This window comes from Streptomyces sp. NPDC091682, assembly GCF_044756625.1.
Taxonomy (GTDB): domain Bacteria; phylum Actinomycetota; class Actinomycetes; order Streptomycetales; family Streptomycetaceae; genus Streptomyces.
Map to the genome: position 1 here is coordinate 43692 of NZ_JBIVTH010000004.1, position 16575 is coordinate 60266.

Annotated in this window: 16 protein-coding genes and 3 tRNA genes; 10 read left to right on the plus strand and 9 right to left on the minus strand. The window is 70.7% G+C overall.

Annotation, left to right across the window (positions count from 1 at the left end):
- Window positions 1–39: 39 nt before the first annotated feature.
- Together purM and purF are read right to left on the minus strand one after the other, a co-directional pair.
- Window positions 40–1110, minus strand: coding sequence for a phosphoribosylformylglycinamidine cyclo-ligase (purM, locus tag ACIQK6_RS10785; RefSeq protein ID WP_402694693.1), 1071 nt, complete (start codon window positions 1108–1110; stop codon window positions 40–42).
- A 91-nt stretch (window positions 1111–1201) separates the two neighbouring features.
- On the minus strand, window positions 1202–2719 hold the full coding sequence (gene purF / locus ACIQK6_RS10790; protein WP_030009390.1) for an amidophosphoribosyltransferase: 1518 nt from the start codon (window positions 2717–2719) through the stop codon (window positions 1202–1204).
- Window positions 2720–2868: 149 nt separating this feature from the next.
- Between purF and ACIQK6_RS10795 the strand changes: the two genes are divergently transcribed.
- Window positions 2869–2964 (plus strand): putative leader peptide, encoded by a 96-nt coding sequence (locus ACIQK6_RS10795; protein WP_324617183.1) that lies wholly within the window; start codon window positions 2869–2871, stop codon window positions 2962–2964.
- A 118-nt stretch (window positions 2965–3082) separates the two neighbouring features.
- Window positions 3083–4516: a sulfatase gene (locus ACIQK6_RS10800; protein WP_402694694.1), complete on the plus strand. Its 1434-nt coding sequence runs from the start codon at window positions 3083–3085 to the stop codon at window positions 4514–4516.
- 33 nt (window positions 4517–4549) lie between these two features.
- Here the strand turns inward: ACIQK6_RS10800 and ACIQK6_RS10805 are convergent, their stop codons facing one another.
- The 6 genes from ACIQK6_RS10805 to purS all read right to left on the minus strand — a co-directional run bounded on the left by ACIQK6_RS10805 (window position 4550) and on the right by purS (window position 10798).
- Window positions 4550–5356: an META domain-containing protein gene (locus ACIQK6_RS10805; RefSeq protein ID WP_402694695.1), complete on the minus strand. Its 807-nt coding sequence runs from the start codon at window positions 5354–5356 to the stop codon at window positions 4550–4552.
- A gap of 50 nt (window positions 5357–5406) precedes the next feature.
- On the minus strand, window positions 5407–6195 hold the full coding sequence (locus tag ACIQK6_RS10810; RefSeq protein ID WP_402694696.1) for a sterol carrier family protein: 789 nt from the start codon (window positions 6193–6195) through the stop codon (window positions 5407–5409).
- 17 nt (window positions 6196–6212) lie between these two features.
- Window positions 6213–7481 (minus strand): hypothetical protein, encoded by a 1269-nt coding sequence (locus ACIQK6_RS10815; RefSeq protein ID WP_402694697.1) that lies wholly within the window; start codon window positions 7479–7481, stop codon window positions 6213–6215.
- Window positions 7482–7623: 142 nt separating this feature from the next.
- Entirely contained in the window at window positions 7624–9873 is a 2250-nt protein-coding gene (gene purL / locus ACIQK6_RS10820; RefSeq protein ID WP_329100384.1) for a phosphoribosylformylglycinamidine synthase subunit PurL, read from the minus strand.
- A complete protein-coding gene (gene purQ / locus ACIQK6_RS10825; protein ID WP_266594917.1) occupies window positions 9870–10550 on the minus strand; it encodes a phosphoribosylformylglycinamidine synthase subunit PurQ in 681 nt (226 codons plus the stop codon). Before purQ ends, purL begins: the two co-directional genes overlap by 4 nt.
- Window positions 10551–10552: 2 nt before the next feature.
- On the minus strand, window positions 10553–10798 hold the full coding sequence (gene purS, locus ACIQK6_RS10830) for a phosphoribosylformylglycinamidine synthase subunit PurS (protein WP_030009438.1): 246 nt from the start codon (window positions 10796–10798) through the stop codon (window positions 10553–10555).
- A gap of 326 nt (window positions 10799–11124) precedes the next feature.
- On the opposite strand from purS, the gene ACIQK6_RS10835 reads away from it, so the two are divergent.
- The 8 genes from ACIQK6_RS10835 to ACIQK6_RS10870 all read left to right on the plus strand — a co-directional run bounded on the left by ACIQK6_RS10835 (window position 11125) and on the right by ACIQK6_RS10870 (window position 15573).
- Complete coding sequence (locus tag ACIQK6_RS10835) at window positions 11125–11442, plus strand: Lsr2 family protein (protein WP_329100382.1); 318 nt, start codon at window positions 11125–11127, stop codon at window positions 11440–11442.
- 88 nt (window positions 11443–11530) lie between these two features.
- Window positions 11531–11602, plus strand: a tRNA-Gly gene (locus tag ACIQK6_RS10840).
- Between the two features lie 79 nt (window positions 11603–11681).
- Window positions 11682–11754 (plus strand) — tRNA-Gly (locus ACIQK6_RS10845).
- A 143-nt stretch (window positions 11755–11897) separates the two neighbouring features.
- Window positions 11898–12845 (plus strand): ABC transporter ATP-binding protein, encoded by a 948-nt coding sequence (locus ACIQK6_RS10850; protein ID WP_402694698.1) that lies wholly within the window; start codon window positions 11898–11900, stop codon window positions 12843–12845.
- Window positions 12842–13606, plus strand: coding sequence for an ABC transporter permease (locus tag ACIQK6_RS10855; RefSeq protein WP_329100378.1), 765 nt, complete (start codon window positions 12842–12844; stop codon window positions 13604–13606). The genes ACIQK6_RS10850 and ACIQK6_RS10855 overlap by 4 nt, the downstream gene beginning before the upstream one ends.
- 22 nt (window positions 13607–13628) lie before the next feature.
- Window positions 13629–14870 (plus strand): histidine kinase, encoded by a 1242-nt coding sequence (locus ACIQK6_RS10860; protein ID WP_329100376.1) that lies wholly within the window; start codon window positions 13629–13631, stop codon window positions 14868–14870.
- The gene (locus ACIQK6_RS10865) at window positions 14867–15478 is read left to right on the plus strand and encodes a response regulator transcription factor (protein ID WP_327384496.1); all 612 of its coding nucleotides are present in this window, start codon (window positions 14867–14869) and stop codon (window positions 15476–15478) included. The genes ACIQK6_RS10860 and ACIQK6_RS10865 overlap by 4 nt, the downstream gene beginning before the upstream one ends.
- A gap of 22 nt (window positions 15479–15500) precedes the next feature.
- Window positions 15501–15573, plus strand: a tRNA-Gly gene (locus tag ACIQK6_RS10870).
- Between the two features lie 47 nt (window positions 15574–15620).
- Here the strand turns inward: ACIQK6_RS10870 and ACIQK6_RS10875 are convergent.
- Window positions 15621–16526, minus strand: coding sequence for a phosphoribosylaminoimidazolesuccinocarboxamide synthase (locus ACIQK6_RS10875; protein ID WP_402694699.1), 906 nt, complete (start codon window positions 16524–16526; stop codon window positions 15621–15623).
- Window positions 16527–16575 lie beyond the last annotated feature (49 nt).

Consider the following 16575-nt stretch of genomic DNA (forward strand, 5'->3'; position numbering starts at 1 on the left):
CGGTCCAGGGCATCGCCCCGGGCCGGGTTTCAGTGCTGCTCAGCTCGCGTAGGAACCGGTCATGGTCGCACCCTCGGCGTGGTCGCCGCGGTCCAGGATCTCTCCCGCGACCCACGCGTCGACACCCCGGTCGGCCAGCGCGGTCAGCGCCACGTCCACCGACTCCTGCGGAACGACGGCCATCATGCCGACACCCATGTTCAGGGTCTTCTCCAGCTCCAACTGCTCCACCTGACCGGCCTTGCCGACCAGGTCGAAGATGGCGCCGGGGGCCCAGGTCGAACGGTCGACCGTGGCGTGCAGGTGGTCCGGGATGACCCGGGCCAGGTTCGCCGCGAGGCCGCCGCCGGTGATGTGCGAGTAGGCGTGCACCTCGGCCGTACGGGTGAGGGCCATGCAGTCCAGCGAGTAGATCTTGGTGGGCTCCAGGAGCTCCTCGCCGAGGGTGCGGCCGAGCTCCTCCACGTGACCCTCCAGCGACATCTTGGCGCGCTCGAAGAGGACGTGACGGACGAGCGAGTACCCGTTCGAGTGAAGGCCGGACGAAGCCATCGCGATGACGGCGTCACCCGTACGGATGCGATCCGCACCGAGCAGGCGGTCGTACTCGACGACGCCCGTTCCGGCACCGGCCACGTCGAAGTCGTCCGGACCCAGCAGGCCGGGGTGCTCGGCGGTCTCGCCGCCCACCAGGGCGCAGCCGGCGAGGACACAGCCCTCGGCGATGCCCTTCACGATCGCCGCGACACGCTCGGGGTGCACCTTGCCGACGCAGATGTAGTCGGTCATGAAGAGCGGCTCGGCACCGCAGACGACGATGTCGTCCATGACCATCGCCACCAGGTCGTGGCCGATGGTGTCGTACACGCCGAGCTGGCGGGCGATGTCCACCTTGGTGCCGACGCCGTCGGTGGCCGAGGCGAGCAGCGGGCGCTCGTAGCGCTTGAGGGCGGAGGCGTCGAAGAGGCCGGCGAAGCCGCCGAGGCCGCCGAGGACCTCGGGGCGCTGCGTCTTCTTCACCCACTCCTTCATCAGCTCGACGGCGCGGTCGCCCGCTTCGATGTCCACGCCTGCGGCTGCGTAGCTGGCACCGGTGGTCTTCTCTGTCATGACAGGAGAGAGCTTTCGTGTCGTTACTGCGTGTGGTGCCGGGCCCTGGGAGAAGCCTCAAAGACAGGGCCCGGCGCAGGTTGAGCCAGGGCTACGGGCGGCGGAGCGCGTCGGCGGCGTCCGTGCCGCCCGCGAGCTCGGACTCCAGCAGCTGCTTGCCCAGGAGCTGCGGGTCGGGCAGCTCCATCGGGTACTCGCCGTCGAAGCAGGCACGGCAGAGGTTGGGCTTCTGGATGGTGGTCGCCTCGACCATCGCGTCGAGCGAAATGTACGAGAGCGAGTCCGCACCCAGGGAAGTGGCGATCTCGTCGACCGTCATGCCGTTGGCGATCAGCTCGGCCCGGGTGGCGAAGTCGATGCCGAAGAAGCACGGCCACTTCACCGGCGGCGAGGAGATCCGGATGTGGACCTCCGCCGCACCGGCCTCGCGGAGCATCTTGACCAGCGCGCGCTGGGTGTTGCCGCGGACGATCGAGTCGTCGACGACCACCAGGCGCTTGCCGCGGATGACTTCCTTGAGGGGGTTGAGCTTGAGCCGGATGCCGAGCTGGCGGATCGTCTGCGAGGGCTGGATGAAGGTCCGGCCCACGTAGGCGTTCTTGACCAGGCCGGATCCGTACGGGATCCCGCTGGCTTCGGCGTATCCGACGGCGGCGGGCGTGCCGGATTCCGGCGTCGCTATCACCAGATCGGCGTCGACCGGGGCTTCCTTGGCCAGGCGCCGACCCATCTCGACACGCGAGAGGTAGACGTTCCGGCCGGCGATGTCGGTGTCCGGGCGCGCCAGGTAGACGTACTCGAAGACACAGCCCTTGGGCTTCGCTTCCGCGAATCGAGAGGTGCGCAGACCGTTCTCGTCGATCGCGATGAGCTCGCCCGGCTCGACCTCGCGGACGAAGCTGGCGCCGCAGATGTCGAGGGCGGCGGTCTCGCTCGCGACCACCCAGCCGCGCTCCAGGCGGCCGAGGACCAGCGGGCGGATGCCCTGCGGGTCACGGGCGGTGTAGAGGGTCCCCTCGTCCATGAAGACGAGGGAGAAGGCGCCCTTGACCTGAGGCAGGACCTTGGCGGCCGACTCCTCGATGGTCAGGGGCTTGCCCTCGTCGTCGGTCTGACCGGCGAGCAGGGCGGTGACCAGGTCGGTGTCATTGGTGGCCGCCACCTGGGTGGCACGGCCGTCCTGACGGGGGAGGTCGGCGACCATCTCGGCAAGCTCGGCGGTGTTCACCAGGTTGCCGTTGTGACCCAGGGCAATGGAGCCGTGGGCGGTCGCGCGGAAGGTCGGCTGGGCGTTCTCCCAGACGGAGGCCCCGGTGGTCGAATAGCGGGCGTGACCGACCGCGATATGACCTTGGAGCGAGCCGAGAGAGGTTTCGTCGAAGACTTGGGAAACGAGGCCCATGTCCTTGAAGACGAGGATCTGGGAACCGTTGCTCACAGCGATTCCCGCGGACTCTTGTCCACGGTGCTGCAGGGCATACAGTCCGAAGTAGGTGAGCTTGGCGACCTCTTCACCCGGAGCCCAGACACCGAAGACGCCGCAAGCGTCCTGGGGGCCCTTTTCGCCGGGGAGCAGGTCGTGGTTGAGTCGTCCATCACCACGAGGCACGCTCCCGAGTGTAGGCGAGATCGACCACTGGTCCGAATTGGGGACGGCCGGGAAATGTCACAGCACAGAGGGTGACCGATCCATTCCGTCTCGGTATCCGGAATGCCCTTGTTGACAGGCGCATGGGCATTCGTACAGGCTCTCGCCCCATGCAGCCCCTCGGTGACCGTACCGTCACCCTCGTCGAGCGCCGGCACGTGGACCTTGTCCGTGTCGCGAGCGCCATCTGTCGCTGTTCTGCGTAGTCACACGCCGATTTCCGTTCTTTTCTTTTCCTGACCTCTGTCCGAAGCCCGCCCTGCCGTGCCGCGCGCCGTCCCGCGCCGCCCGGGGCGGGCCGTCGGGCCGTGCCTTGGAGTACCCGTGACCTCGTACGAACCCAACCTGTCCCGGCGCGCCTTCGGCGGTGCGGTCGGTGTGAGCGCTGCCGCGGCGGCGGTGGGGCTGGGCGCCTCCCCGGCCGCGGCCGCCCCGGCCGCCGGGGACGGCCGGAACCTGCCTCAGGAGCGGGAGTTCCGGGCCGGGCGGCCCCGGCCGTCCCGCCGACCGAACATCCTGTTCGTCCTCGGCGACGACCTGGGCTGGGCCGACCTCTCCTCGTACGGCTCCCCGCACATCAAGACCCCGAACCTGGACCGACTCGCCCGCCAGGGCGTCCGGTTCACCGATGCCTACTCGGGCTCCGCGACCTGCTCGCCGACCCGGTTCAGCCTCTACACCGGGCGCTACCCGGGCCGGACGAAGGGCGGGCTGGCTGAGCCGATCGCCGACAAGTCGGTCGGCCTGGACCCCACGCACCCGACGCTGGCCTCGCTGCTGAAGTCCGCCGGCTACGCCACCGCGCTGATCGGCAAGTGGCACGCGGGCTACCTGCCCGACTACAGCCCGACCAGGTCCGGCTGGGACGAGTTCTTCGGAAACTTCGGCGGCGCCCTGGAGTACTACTCCAAGCTGGGCCTGGGCGGTGAGTACGACCTGTACGAGGGCGACGCCGAGTACAAGGACCTGCGCTACTACACCCGGATCATCACCGAGCGGGCGAGCGAGTACGTCTCGCGCGACCACCACGGCAAGCCGTGGCTGCTGAACCTCAACTTCACCACCCCGCACTGGCCGTGGATCGCCGACGGGGACACCGAGCAGAGCGCCGAGATCGTCCGCCGGATCAAGGCTGGCGACGGGCGCGCCCTGTGGCACCAGGACGGTGGCTCGATCGAGAGGTACAAGGAGATGGTCGAGGACCTCGACCGCTCGATCGGCGAGGTGCTGAAGGCCCTCAAGCGCTCCGGCCAGGAGGAGGACACCCTCGTCGTCTTCTCCAGCGACAACGGCGGCGAGCGCTTCTCGTACAACTGGCCGCTGTCCGGCAACAAGGCCTCCCTGCAGGAGGGCGGGATCCGCGTGCCCAACATCGCGCGCTGGCCCGCCCGGCTGGACGGCGGGCAGGTCAGCCACGTCCCGGTGTTCAGCCCGGACTGGACGGCGACGCTGTTGGAGGTCGCCGGGGCGCGCCCGCACCCCGCCCACCCGCTGGACGGGGTGAGCCTGGCCGGGTACCTGCTGCGCGGTGAGAAGGTCGCCGAGCGGGACCTGTTCTGGCGGGTTCGGGGCGAGCGGGCGCTGCGCCGCGGGGACTGGAAGTACTACCGCGGCAAGGCGGGCAAGGACCAACTGTTCAACCTGGCCGGGGACGTCCGCGAGCAGGCCGACAGGGCCGCCGTGGAGCCGGCCCGGCTGGCGCAGCTGCGGGCGGCCTGGGAGAAGGTGGACGCCGGGCTGCTGCCCTACCCGGGCTGACCGCCGCCGCCCCCGCCGCCCCCGCCGCCGCTGTCACTCGGCGGCGGAGGCCGCCTTCGCGGTCAGGCCCTTGCCGTCGGATGCGGTGAGGGTGAGGGTCCGGCCCTCGATCTTCGCGGTGAGCGGGCCGCTGCCGAACAGCTCGGTCAGTGTCCGCTCGACCTCGCCCACCGCTCCCTCGCAGGCCATCTTGGTCGAGGTCAGCGGCCCGAAGGTGATCGTGGAGCCCTCCACGGTGGCCTTCGCGCTGAACCGGTTGCAGCCCAGGATGCCGCTCACGGTGAAGTCCGGGGCGATCGTGAACCGTGCCTTCCCGGCCGCCTCGGTGGGCAGGGAGGCCGCGGTCCCGCCGCTGACCAGGGCCTCCACGGTCCACTCGGTCGTGGTGAGCGGGGCGTCCGTGACCGCGGGCGCCGACGTCATGGCGATGGTGCTCCCGTCGGCGGTCTTCAGGGTGAGCCGGTCGGGTCCCCGGTCGATCGCCAACTTGCCCCGGAACAGATGGGCGAAGGCCGTCTCGAACTCCATGTCCGCGCAGGCCATGGTGGTCGAGTCGCCGGGTGTCACGGTCACCGCGGAGGAGCCGTCGAAGGCCGCCTGCGCGGTGAAGCCGTTGCAGCCGTAGTTGCCCTTGACCTGGTTCCGGCCGATGTCGAGGTGGGCGGACTCGGGCGCGTGCAGGGTACGGCCGCCCGTGGTCAGGGACTCGACGGCCCAGGAACCCACGGGATCGGGCAGCCGGACGCCGCGGCCGTCCTCGGACCGGCCGCAGCCGGCCAGGGCGAGCGCGAGGGCGAGGGCCAGGGCCGTGGAGGCGGGGACGTACCGGATTCCGGGCATGTCCCTGGGACGGAGCGGGCGGCGCGACGGTTCCACCGTGATCGCTCCCCTCAGCCCATCAGCGGGAGCAGCGCCGACAGATCGGCCCGCTCGCCACTGGCCCGTACGTGGGCCCCGTCGACGGCGGCGGCCCATCCCGTACGGCCGGTCGCGAGCCGGATCCAGGTCAGCGGGTCGGTCTCCACCACGTTCGGCGGGGTGCCGCGGGTGTGCCGCGGGCCCTCGATGCACTGGACCACCGCGAAGGGCGGGACGCGGACCTCGACGGAGCCGCCCGGTGCTTTGAGGGCGAGGGCGTCGGCGAGCAGCCGGGTGCAGGCGGCCAGGGCCTGCCGGTCGATCGGGACGTCCAGTCCGGCGGCCCGGTTCAGGTCGTCGGTGTGGACCACCAGTTCCACGGTCCGGGTGACCAGGAAATCGGCCAGGGTCATGTCCCCGATCCACAGGTCCAGCACGCGGTCGCCCGGATTCGCCGCGAGCGCCTGCGCCATCCGGGCGGCCGCCCGGTCGTACAGCTCGGGCAGCGGGGCCCCGGTCAGGGTCTCCCGGGCCGCTTCGGAGATCTTCCCGGCGAGGGAGGCGGTGGCGAAGGGCCACTCGACCGCCGACAGCTCCGCGACGGCGGCCGGCGGGCGGGCCAGGACCCCCGCCAGTGAGTCGGCGATCCACGCGATGTGCCCGGCGAGTTCGGCCACGGTCCAGTCCCCGAGCCCGCTGGGCCGGGCCAGCTGCTCGGGTCCGAGGTCCGCCACGGCCCCGACGACGTGCGCGAACTGTGCGGTGACGGCCGCGCGGATCTTCGCGGGGTCGTACGTTCGGGTGCGGGTCCTGGATGCCATGCGGCGAGTCTGCCGGATCAGTCGCCGCCGCCGCAGCCGCCGCCGCAGCTGCTTCCACAACTGCTGCCGCAACTGCTGCTGCCGCAGCCGCTGGAGGAAGTCCCGCAGCCGGAGCCGACGGAACCGCCGGCGGCGGCCTTGGCCCGGCGCGCCGCCCGCTCCTCGCGGCCCTTCAGGACGTACGAGTGCCCGGACTCGCGCCACTGGCGAAGGGTGTGCCGGCGGCGCGGGTGCAGCGGTACGGCCAGCACGCTGGTGGTGATCTGGGTGTTGCCGTAGTACGCCGCGTACTCCAGGACGACCTCCGCGCCCTCGAAGGGCGCGCCGTACAGGACCGCCTCGAACGGCTCGCTGTAGTGGTTGATGTCGTGGTGCTCCGTGCGGAGCTTGTCCTCGGATCCGCCGAGCAGGGTCCGTACGCGGTCGACGGTGTTGTCGATGTGGTCGCGGAAGGCGATCAGGGGCTTCCCCGACCGGTCCCGGACGTCCGCGTACAGCCAGCTGTACGTAAGGGAGTCGGCCCGGATCCCGACCCGCAGGGCGGGTTGCGGTCCGGCGTGCAGGCGCCGGGCGGCCCGGCGGGCGCCGATGCCCCGGCCGAGCAGCGCCGTGGCGGGCACCAGCAGCAGGAGGGCCAGGACCTGTTGTCCCGTGGCGTCGTACGGGTGCTCCGGGTCCGCGCCGAGGTCCCGGGCCAGGGCCCACCACAGGAGGGCCGCCGCGGCGAGGCAGAGCCCGCCGCCGGTCAGGGTCATCGGCAGGCCGCGGCGGCGGTGGCGCCGGGGCAGTTCGTCGGGGAGTTCCCGGCGGCCGTCCCCGGCGGCGGCGAGCGCGAGGGCGCACTGCGCGCGGCGGGCCCGCAACCGCAGCAGCGCCCCCGTGAAGGCCGCGCTGCACAGGGCGACGACCAGCCAGGACCCGACCCGGCCCGGACCGTCCGACTCGGGCAGAGCGGCCAGCTCGAACAGCGTGTACCCGGCCAGCGCGGGAGCGGCCAGGACGGTCGCGGCCGGGATCATCCGGTACCAGAGGGGCAGGCCGACCAGCAGGACGGCGGCCGGGTACCCGTCCCAGGAGGTACCGGGGTCCGGCACCTGCGAATCGGTCCACCCCAGCAGGACGAGCGCGACGAGCACCGGCAGGACCAGCGCCCACGCGCCGAAGACCGGCCCGAAGACGGCCGGGACGGCCGCCTTCCGCCATCGCTCGGCGTCCTCGGTGCGCCAGACGGGCACGCCTCCGTCAGGTATCGCGGCTTCCGGCAGGTACTTCACCATGTCGCTCACGGCGTCAGTATGAGGGCGGGAACCCGCAGGTCAGAAGGGGTTCTCGGGCTACGGAATCGCTACGGCCGCTTCCCCGCGGGCCCCGACGTCGAAGCCCCGCACGGCACTCCGTGCGGGGCTTCGACAGGGCTGTCGCGGGGGATCAGGCCAGCAGCGCCGGGATGGTCGTCTCGTGGGCCTCGCGGAGCTCGGCCAGGGGGAGGGTGAACTCGCCCTGGATCTCGATCTCCTCGCCGTCCACCACACCGATGCGGGCGACCGGCAGGCCGCGCGCACCGCACATGTCGGTGAAGCGGAGCTCCTCGCTGCGCGGGACGGCCACGATGGCCCGGCCGGCGGACTCGGAGAACAGGAAGGTGAAGGCGTCCAGACCCTCGGGCACCACGATCCGGGCACCGTTGCCGCCGCGCAGGCAGGACTCGGTGAGCGCCTGGATCACGCCGCCGTCGGACAGGTCGTGCGCGGCGTCGATCATGCCGTCGCGCGAGGCGGAGATCAGGATCTCGGCGAGCAGCTTCTCGCGGCCCAGGTCCACCTTCGGCGGCATGCCGCCGAGGTGGTCGTGGACGACCTGGGACCAGGCCGAACCGCCGAACTCCTCGGCCGTGTCGCCCAGCAGGTACAGCAGCTGGCCGGCCTCCTTGAAGGCCATCGGCGTACGGCGGTTGACGTCGTCGATCACACCGAGGACCGCGACGACCGGGGTCGGGTGGATCGCGGTGTCGCCGGTCTGGTTGTACAGCGAGACGTTGCCACCGGTGACCGGGGTGCCCAGCTCCAGGCAGCCGTCCGCAAGCCCGCGGCAGGCCTCGGCGAACTGCCACATGACGTCCGGGTCCTCGGGGGAACCGAAGTTCAGGCAGTCAGAGATGGCCAGCGGCTTGGCGCCGGTCGCCGCCACGTTGCGGTACGACTCCGCCAGCGCCAACTGCGCGCCCGTGTACGGGTCGAGCTTGGCGAAGCGGCCGTTGCCGTCCGTGGCCATGGCGACGCCGAGGTTGGACTCCTCGTCGATGCGGACCATGCCGGCGTCCTCGGGCTGCGAGAGCACCGTGTTGCCCTGCACGAAGCGGTCGTACTGGTCGGTGACCCACGACTTGGACGCCTGGTTCGGGGACGAGACCAGGGCCAGGACCTGCGCGCGCAGTTCCTCGGAGGTCTGCGGCCGCGGCAGCTTGCCCGCGTCGTCCGCCTGGAGCGCGTCCTGCCAGGAGGGGCGCGCGTAGGGGCGGTTGTAGACGGGGCCCTCGTGGGCGACGGTGCCCGGGGGCACGTCCACGATCTGCTCGCCGTGCCAGAAGATCTCCAGGCGCTCGCCCTCGGTCACCTCACCGATGACGGTGGCGATGACGTCCCACTTCTCGCAGATCTCCATGAAGCGGTCGACGTGCTGCGGCTCGACGATCGCGCACATGCGCTCCTGCGACTCGCTCATGAGGATTTCCTCGGGCGAGAGCGTCGCGTCGCGCAGCGGCACGGTGTCCAGCTCGACCCGCATGCCGCCGGAGCCGGCGGAGGCGAGCTCGGAGGTCGCGCAGGAGAGCCCGGCGCCGCCGAGATCCTGGATGCCCGCGACCAGCTTCTCCTTGAAGATCTCCAGGGTGCACTCGATGAGGAGCTTCTCCTGGAAGGGGTCGCCGACCTGAACGGCGGGGCGCTTGGTGGGCTTGGTGTCGTCGAAGGTCTCGGACGCGAGGACCGAGACGCCGCCGATGCCGTCGCCGCCGGTGCGGGCGCCGTAGAGGATGACCTTGTTGCCGGGGCCGGACGCCTTGGCGAGGTGGATGTCCTCGTGCTTCATCACACCGATGCAGCCGGCGTTGACCAGCGGGTTGCCCTGGTAGCAGGCGTCGAAGACGACCTCGCCGCCGATGTTGGGCAGGCCCAGGCAGTTGCCGTAGCCGCCGATGCCCGCGACGACGCCGGGCAGGACGCGCCGGGTGTCGGGGTGGTCGGCAGCGCCGAAGCGCAGCGGGTCCACGACCGCGACCGGGCGGGCGCCCATCGCGAGGATGTCGCGGACGATGCCGCCGATGCCGGTGGCCGCGCCCTGGTAGGGCTCGATGTACGACGGGTGGTTGTGCGACTCGACCTTGAAGGTGACCGCGTAGCCCTGGCCGACGTCGACGACGCCGGCGTTCTCGCCGATGCCGACGAGCATGGCGTCGTTCTGGGGGGCCTTCTCACCGAACTGCTTCAGGTGGACCTTGCTGCTCTTGTACGAGCAGTGCTCGGACCACATGACCGAGTACATGGCGAGCTCGGCGCCCGTGGGGCGGCGGCCGAGGATCTCCCGGATCCGGGCGTACTCGTCCTCTTTGAGGCCGAGTTCCTTCCAGGGCTGGGAAGCGTCCGGGGTTTCGGTGGCGTTCTTGACGGTGTCGAGGCTCATGCGCTGACCAGCTTCTTCAGGACCGAGGTGAAGAACGGGAGGCCGTCGGTGCGGCCCGTCCCGATCAGCGGCTCGACCGCGTGCTCGGGGTGCGGCATGAGGCCGACGATGTTGCCCGCGGCATTGGTGATGCCTGCGATGTCGCGCAGCGAACCGTTCGGGTTGCCGTCCAGGTAGCGGAAGGCCACTCGGCCTTCGGCCTCCAGTTCGTCGAGCGTGCGCTCGTCGGCGGTGTAACGGCCGTCCATGTTCTTGAGCGGTACGGAGATCTCCTGGCCGGCGGTGTAGTCGCCGGTCCACGCGGTCTCCGCGTTCTCCACCCGCAGCTTCTGGTCGCGGCAGATGAAGTGCAGGTGGTTGTTCCGGAGCATCGCCCCCGGCAGCAGGTGGGCCTCGGTGAGGACCTGGAAGCCGTTGCAGATGCCCAGGACGGGCATGCCGCCCTTGGCCTGCTCGATGATGGTCTCCATCACCGGCGAGAAGCGGGAGATGGCCCCGGCGCGCAGGTAGTCCCCGTAGGAGAAGCCGCCCGCGAGGACGACCGCGTCGACCTGGTGCAGGTCCTTGTCGCGGTGCCACAGCGAAACCGGCTCGGCCCCCGCGAGGCGGACGGCGCGCAGCGAGTCACGGTCGTCGAGCGTTCCGGGGAACGTGACGACTCCGATGCGAGTGGTCACCGTCAGGCCTCGACCTTCACGGTGAAGTCTTCGATGACGGTGTTGGCGAGGAACGTTTCGGCCATCTTGTGGATGCGGTCGAGGGCGGCCTGGTCGACCGGTCCCTCCACCTCGAGCTCGAAGCGCTTCCCCTGGCGGACGTCGGCGATCCCTTCGAATCCCAGGCGCGGCAGTGCACGCTGCACCGCCTGGCCCTGGGGGTCGAGGATCTCCGGCTTGAGCATGACGTCGACTACGACGCGTGCCATCGGGCACTCCCGTGTGTGGTTGGTGCGAAGGCGGTTCCATCAGCGTACCCGGCAGAAATTTCTACGCGGGTAGATATCCTCGGGCCGTGATCACCGGGGCGTTTCGGCTTCACCAACGCTTCGCAAAATCCGCCGGAAAACCATGCGCCCAGCATTGCGGCGGGACACGCGGAGAGAATTAACTGGGCTTCGCATTGCAATGGGAATCGCGGTACAAAGGAATCACTCCGGATTCCGGATGAAAGTTGCATTGCCCCGAAACATCCACACAGGCGACATCACCGCACGTCAGCAGGTGGTGACGTCGCACGAAGGGACCGATATCCGTGGCGCAGCGCGTAGTAGTCACGTTCTCCGACGACATCGATGGCGGAGAAGCGACGGAAACGGTCGTGTTCGCTCTGGACGGAAAGTCCTACGAGATCGACCTCAATGCGGCGAACGCAAAGAAACTGCGGAAGGGCCTCGCCCCCTTCGTGGCCGCCGGCCGTCGTCAGTCGCGCTCGGGGAAGGCCTTCAAGCACACCGCCGTCGCCCCGGACCCGGCGGTCGTCCGCGCCTGGGCCCGGTCGAACCAGTTCGAGGTGCCCCCGCGCGGGCGCATCCCGAAGGCGATCTACGAGGCCTACAACGAGGCCCACTGAGCGTCGATTTGCCATGCACCCCCATCTGTCGGCTAGTGTGTGGATCACGCCAAGGGGCCAGGCCGCAGGTCAAAGCCTCCGAGGTCGTGCGGGTGTAGTTCAGTAGCAGAACATCCCTCTTCCAGAGGGAAGGCGCAGTGTGCGATTCCTGTCACCCGCTCTGCATCACTTCCGGACCACTATTGTGGATCGGGTAGAGTGATGCACGCATCGCCTCACGGCAGTGCAATGCAGTGCATGCGGACGTAGCTCAGTTGGTAGAGCACCACCTTGCCAAGGTGGATGTCGCGCGTTCGAGTCGCGTCGTCCGCTCTGTATGTAGAAGGCCCTGATCATTGCGATCGGGGCCTTCTTCGTATTGCCCCGCCTCCGGCCACGGGCACCCTGACAAATGTCATCGCCGATCATGACAGCGCGCACTGCCGACCCGGTCCGGGCGCCGCGACGCTTGAGTCATGACTGACACCGTGATCGAAGCCCGGGACCTGCGCCGCGGCTACACCGGAGGGTTCGAGGCCGTACGGGGCGTCTCCTTCTCCGTGGCGCGGGGCGAGATCTTCGCCCTGCTCGGCACCAACGGCGCGGGCAAGACCTCCACCGTCGAGCTGCTGGAGGGACTGGCCGCGCCGAGCGGCGGGCAGGTCCGCGTCTTCGGCCTCGACCCCCTCACCCGGCGGGCCGAGGTCCGGCCGCGCACCGGGGTCATGCTCCAGGAGGGTGGCTTCCCCTCCGACCTGTCGGTCACCGAGACGGTACGGATGTGGGGCGGGGTCACCACCGGTGCCCGCCCGGCGGCCGAGGTGCTGGAGCTCGTCGGTCTGGCCGCACGGTCCTCCGTACGCGTGAAGCAACTGTCCGGTGGTGAGCGGCGGCGCCTCGACCTGGCGCTGGCCCTGCTCGGCCGGCCCGAGGTGCTCTTCCTGGACGAGCCCACCACCGGCATGGACCCCGAAGGGCGCCGGGACACCTGGGCCCTGGTGCGCGAGCTGCAGGAGCAGGGCACCACGGTGCTGCTGACCACGCACTACCTGGAAGAGGCCGAGGAGCTCGCGGACCGCCTCGCGATCCTCCACGAGGGCGAGCTGGTCCTGTCCGGCACTCCGCCCGAGGTGACCGCCACCCGGCCGGCCCGGATCCACTTCACCCTGCCCGACGGGGTGCCCGCCGCACGGCTGCCTCTCTCGTTGCGGGCGGCCGCCTCCGGGCAGCGCGTGGAGATCCGTACCGAAGGGCTCCAGGAGGACCTGACCGAACTGCTCGGCTGGGCCCGGGAGAACGGTGTGCAACTGGCCGGGCTCGACGCCCGGTCCGCCTCCCTGGAGGAGGCCTTCCTGGAGATCGCCCAGAACCGCCGGAGCGCCGGCGACCGCAGCGACGACGACACGATGGCGGGGACCCGATGAACACGCTCACCCTGAACGCCGGCCGGATCACCGCGCTCGGCCGCTCCGAACTCACCCTGCTGGTGCGCAACCGGGCCACGCTCGGCGTGGCCCTCCTGATGCCCCTGCTGATGGTGTTCATCCTGCGCTCGTCCCTCAGCGGCGTCGAAGGCGCCCAGGCCGTCGGCGAGGCCACCCTGACCGGCGGGATCGGCATGGTGCTGCTCCTCGTCGTCTACATGAACCTGGTCTCCGCCTACGTCGCCCGGCGCGAGGAGCTCGTCCTCAAGCGGCTGCGCACCGGCGAGGCCCGGGACCTGGAGATCCTGGCCGGGACCGCGCTGCCCGCCGTCTGCCTGGCCCTCGGCCAGATAGCCGTCCTCGCGGTCGCCGGGGCGGTCGCCCTGGACGTGCGGATGCCGCAGAACCCGCTGCTGCTCGTGGCCGCCGTCCTCGCCGGCCTCCTGCTGCTCGCCGCGCTGTCCGCGGTGACCAGCTCCTTCACCCGCACCGTGGAGACCGCGGGGCTCACCACGCTGCCGCTGTTCCTGGCGACCGTGCTCGGCTCGGGGCTGTTCACGCCGACGGACTCGCTGCCCGACCTGGCGGCCTCCCTGTGCGAACTGCTGCCGCTGAGCGGCGTGATGACCCTCGTACGGGCCGGCTGGAGCGGTGGCGCGGAGGGCGGGGACCTGCTGGGGGCCGGGCTGAACACGCTGGCCTGGATCGTGATCAGCGTGTTTGCTGTCCAGCGGTGGTTCCGCTGGGAACCGCGTCGCTAGAACGAGTCGGGGGACGGGAACCGTGTCGAAGCTGACCGGGTGGTGGAAGAACCGCAGCAGCGCGGGAAAGGTCGAGCTGTACACGCGGTGGTCGTTCCACCTGTTCGTGCTCATCGAGATCTCGTCGTTCGGAATGCCGGCGCTGGGCTCCGCCGTCGAGAACTCCTCCGACCGGGCGCTGCCCTTCTCGCTCTTCCTGATGCTGTGCGCCCACTCGGTGCTGTGCGGGGTGCTCTCGTCCAAGGCGCTCACCTGGGTGGTGGGGCGGCGCGAACGCCCCACCCGGCTGGCGGTGACCACGGCCTCCCTGACGGGCGCGGCCGTCCTGGGGATCCTCGCCCTGAAGGCGGTCGGGAAGATCGACGAGCCGGCGTTGGCCCCGATGCTGGTGTTGGGGCTCACCTGCTTCACCGCCGGATCTCTGGTGCTCTGCATGCGATCGGTGCGGAGCATGCGGTACGTCGCCCCGGTCGCGGCGACCGGCACGGGGGTGACCGCGCTCGCCCTGGGCCTGCCGGCCGCACACGCCCTGGGGTACTTCGTCGGGGTGCTGATGTGCTGCCTGTTCTTCAGCGCCACCAGCGGGTTCTCGGGCTGGCTGCTGAGGACCGTCTACGAGCTGGACCGCTCCCGCGAGGTCCAGGCGCGGCTGGCGGTGGCCGAGGAGCGGCTGCGCTTCGGTCGCGACCTGCACGACGTGATGGGCCGCAACCTGGCCGTGATCGCCCTCAAGAGCGAGCTGGCCGTCCAACTGGCCCGGCGCGGACGCCCCGAGGCGGTGGAGCAGATGATCGAGGTCCAGCGGATCGCCCGGGAGTCCCAGCGGGAAGTACGGGACGTGGTGCGCGGCTACCGGGAGGCGGACCTCTCGGTGGAGCTGGAAGGTGCGCGCGGGGTGCTGAGCGCGGCCGGAATGGACTGCCGGGTCGACTTCCGGCCCGACCGGGAGCTGCCCTCCGAAGTCCAGTCGGCGCTCGGCTGGGTGGTCCGCGAGGCCACGACGAACGTGCTGCGGCACGGGGACGCACAGCGCTGCCGGATCCGGCTGACGGCTCCGGAGAGCGGACCCGTGACGCTGGTGGTGGAGAACGACGGCGCGCCGGAGGCCCCTGCCGGGCCGCCCGGCTCGGGACTGGCCGGGCTGCGGGAACGGCTCGCCGTGCTGGAAGGGACGCTGGAGGCGGGGCTGGTCGGCGACGGCCGGTTCCGGCTGCGGGCGGAGATACCGGGCCCACGGCTCGAAGGACTGGAGGTGCGGGCGTGAGCCCCGTACGCGTACTGCTCGCCGACGACGAGCACTTGATCCGTGGGGCGCTGGCCGCGCTCCTCGCGCTGGAGGACGACCTGCTGGTCGTCGCGGAGGCGGCGTCCGGCCCCGAAGCGCTGGCGATGGCGCGGGCGCACCGCCCGGACGTGGCGGTGCTGGACCTGCAGATGCCGGGGGCGGACGGTGTGAGTGTCGCCACATCCCTGCGGGCCGAGCTCCCCGACTGCAAGACGATGATCGTGACCAGTCACGGGCGCCCCGGACACCTGAAGCGGGCCCTGGCGGCGGGGGTGCGGGCCTTCGCCCCGAAGACGGTCTCGGCGCAGCGGCTGGCCGAACTGATCCGGACCGTGCACGCCGGAGGCCGTTACGTGGACCCGGAATTGGCGGCCGACGCGATCAGCGCCGGTGACTCCCCGCTGACCGCCCGGGAGGCCGAAGTGCTGGAGCTGGCGGGGGACGGGGCGCCGATCGCGGAGATCGCGGAGCGGGCCTCGCTCTCACAGGGGACCGTCCGCAACTACCTGTCCTCGGCGGCCACGAAGCTGGGTGCCGAGAACCGGCACACGGCAGTGCGTCTCGCGAGGGAGCGGGGTTGGGTATAGTAGGTCTCGCCTTACGGCGCTTGCGGACATAGCTCAGTTGGTAGAGCACCACCTTGCCAAGGTGGATGTCGCGCGTTCGAGTCGCGTTGTCCGCTCTGTAAGGAAGAAGCCCCGGTCCTCGGACCGGGGCTTCTTCGTTTCCCTACGACCAGTCCAGGCCGGTCAGGCGCTCGTACGCCTCGATGTACTTCGCGCGGGTCTGCGCGACGACCTGCGTCGGGAGGGCCGGCGGCGGCAGTTCGCCCTTCGGGTCCCAGCCGGAGGCCGCGGAGGCCAGCCAGTCGCGGACGTACTGCTTGTCGAAGGAAGGCTGCGAACGGCCCGGCTCCCACTGATCGGCCGGCCAGAAGCGGGAGGAATCCGGGGTCAGCACCTCGTCCGCGGCGACCAGGGTGCCGTCCTTCGGGTCGAAACCGAACTCGAACTTGGTGTCGGCCAGGATGATCCCGCGCTCGCGGGCGATGTCCCGGGCGCGGCCGTACACGGCGAGGGTGGTCTGGCGCAGCAGCGCGGCCGTCTCGGCGCCGGTGGTGCGCGCGACCTCCTCGTAGGAGACGTTCTCGTCGTGCTCGCCGACCTCGGCCTTGGCGGCCGGGGTGAAGATCGGACCGGGCAGCTCGGAGCCGTCCACGAGGCCCTCGGGGAGGCCGAGGCCGCACACCGTACGGGTCTGCTTGTACTCGGCGAGACCCGAACCGGTGAGGTAGCCGCGGGCCACGCACTCGACCGGGACCATGTCGAGGTTCTTGCAGATCAGGGTACGGCCGGTCCAGTCGGCGGGAGCGCCGGCGGGCAGGTCGGTGGAGATGACGTGGTTCGGGACGAGGTCCGCGAGCTGGTCGAACCACCACAGGGAGAGCTGCGTCAGGACGCGGCCCTTGTCCGGGATCTCCGTGGGCAGCACCCAGTCGAAGGCGGACATGCGGTCGCTGGCGACCATGACGAGGCGGCCGTCCTCGTCACGGTAGAGGTCGCGCACCTTGCCGGTGTGGAGGTGGACGAGGCCCGGAACCTGAACCGGCTCGGGCTTTTCGACGAATCCGGACACGGGGTCTCCCTGTAGATCTGTATGAAGCGCACCCCGATTCTCCCGCACC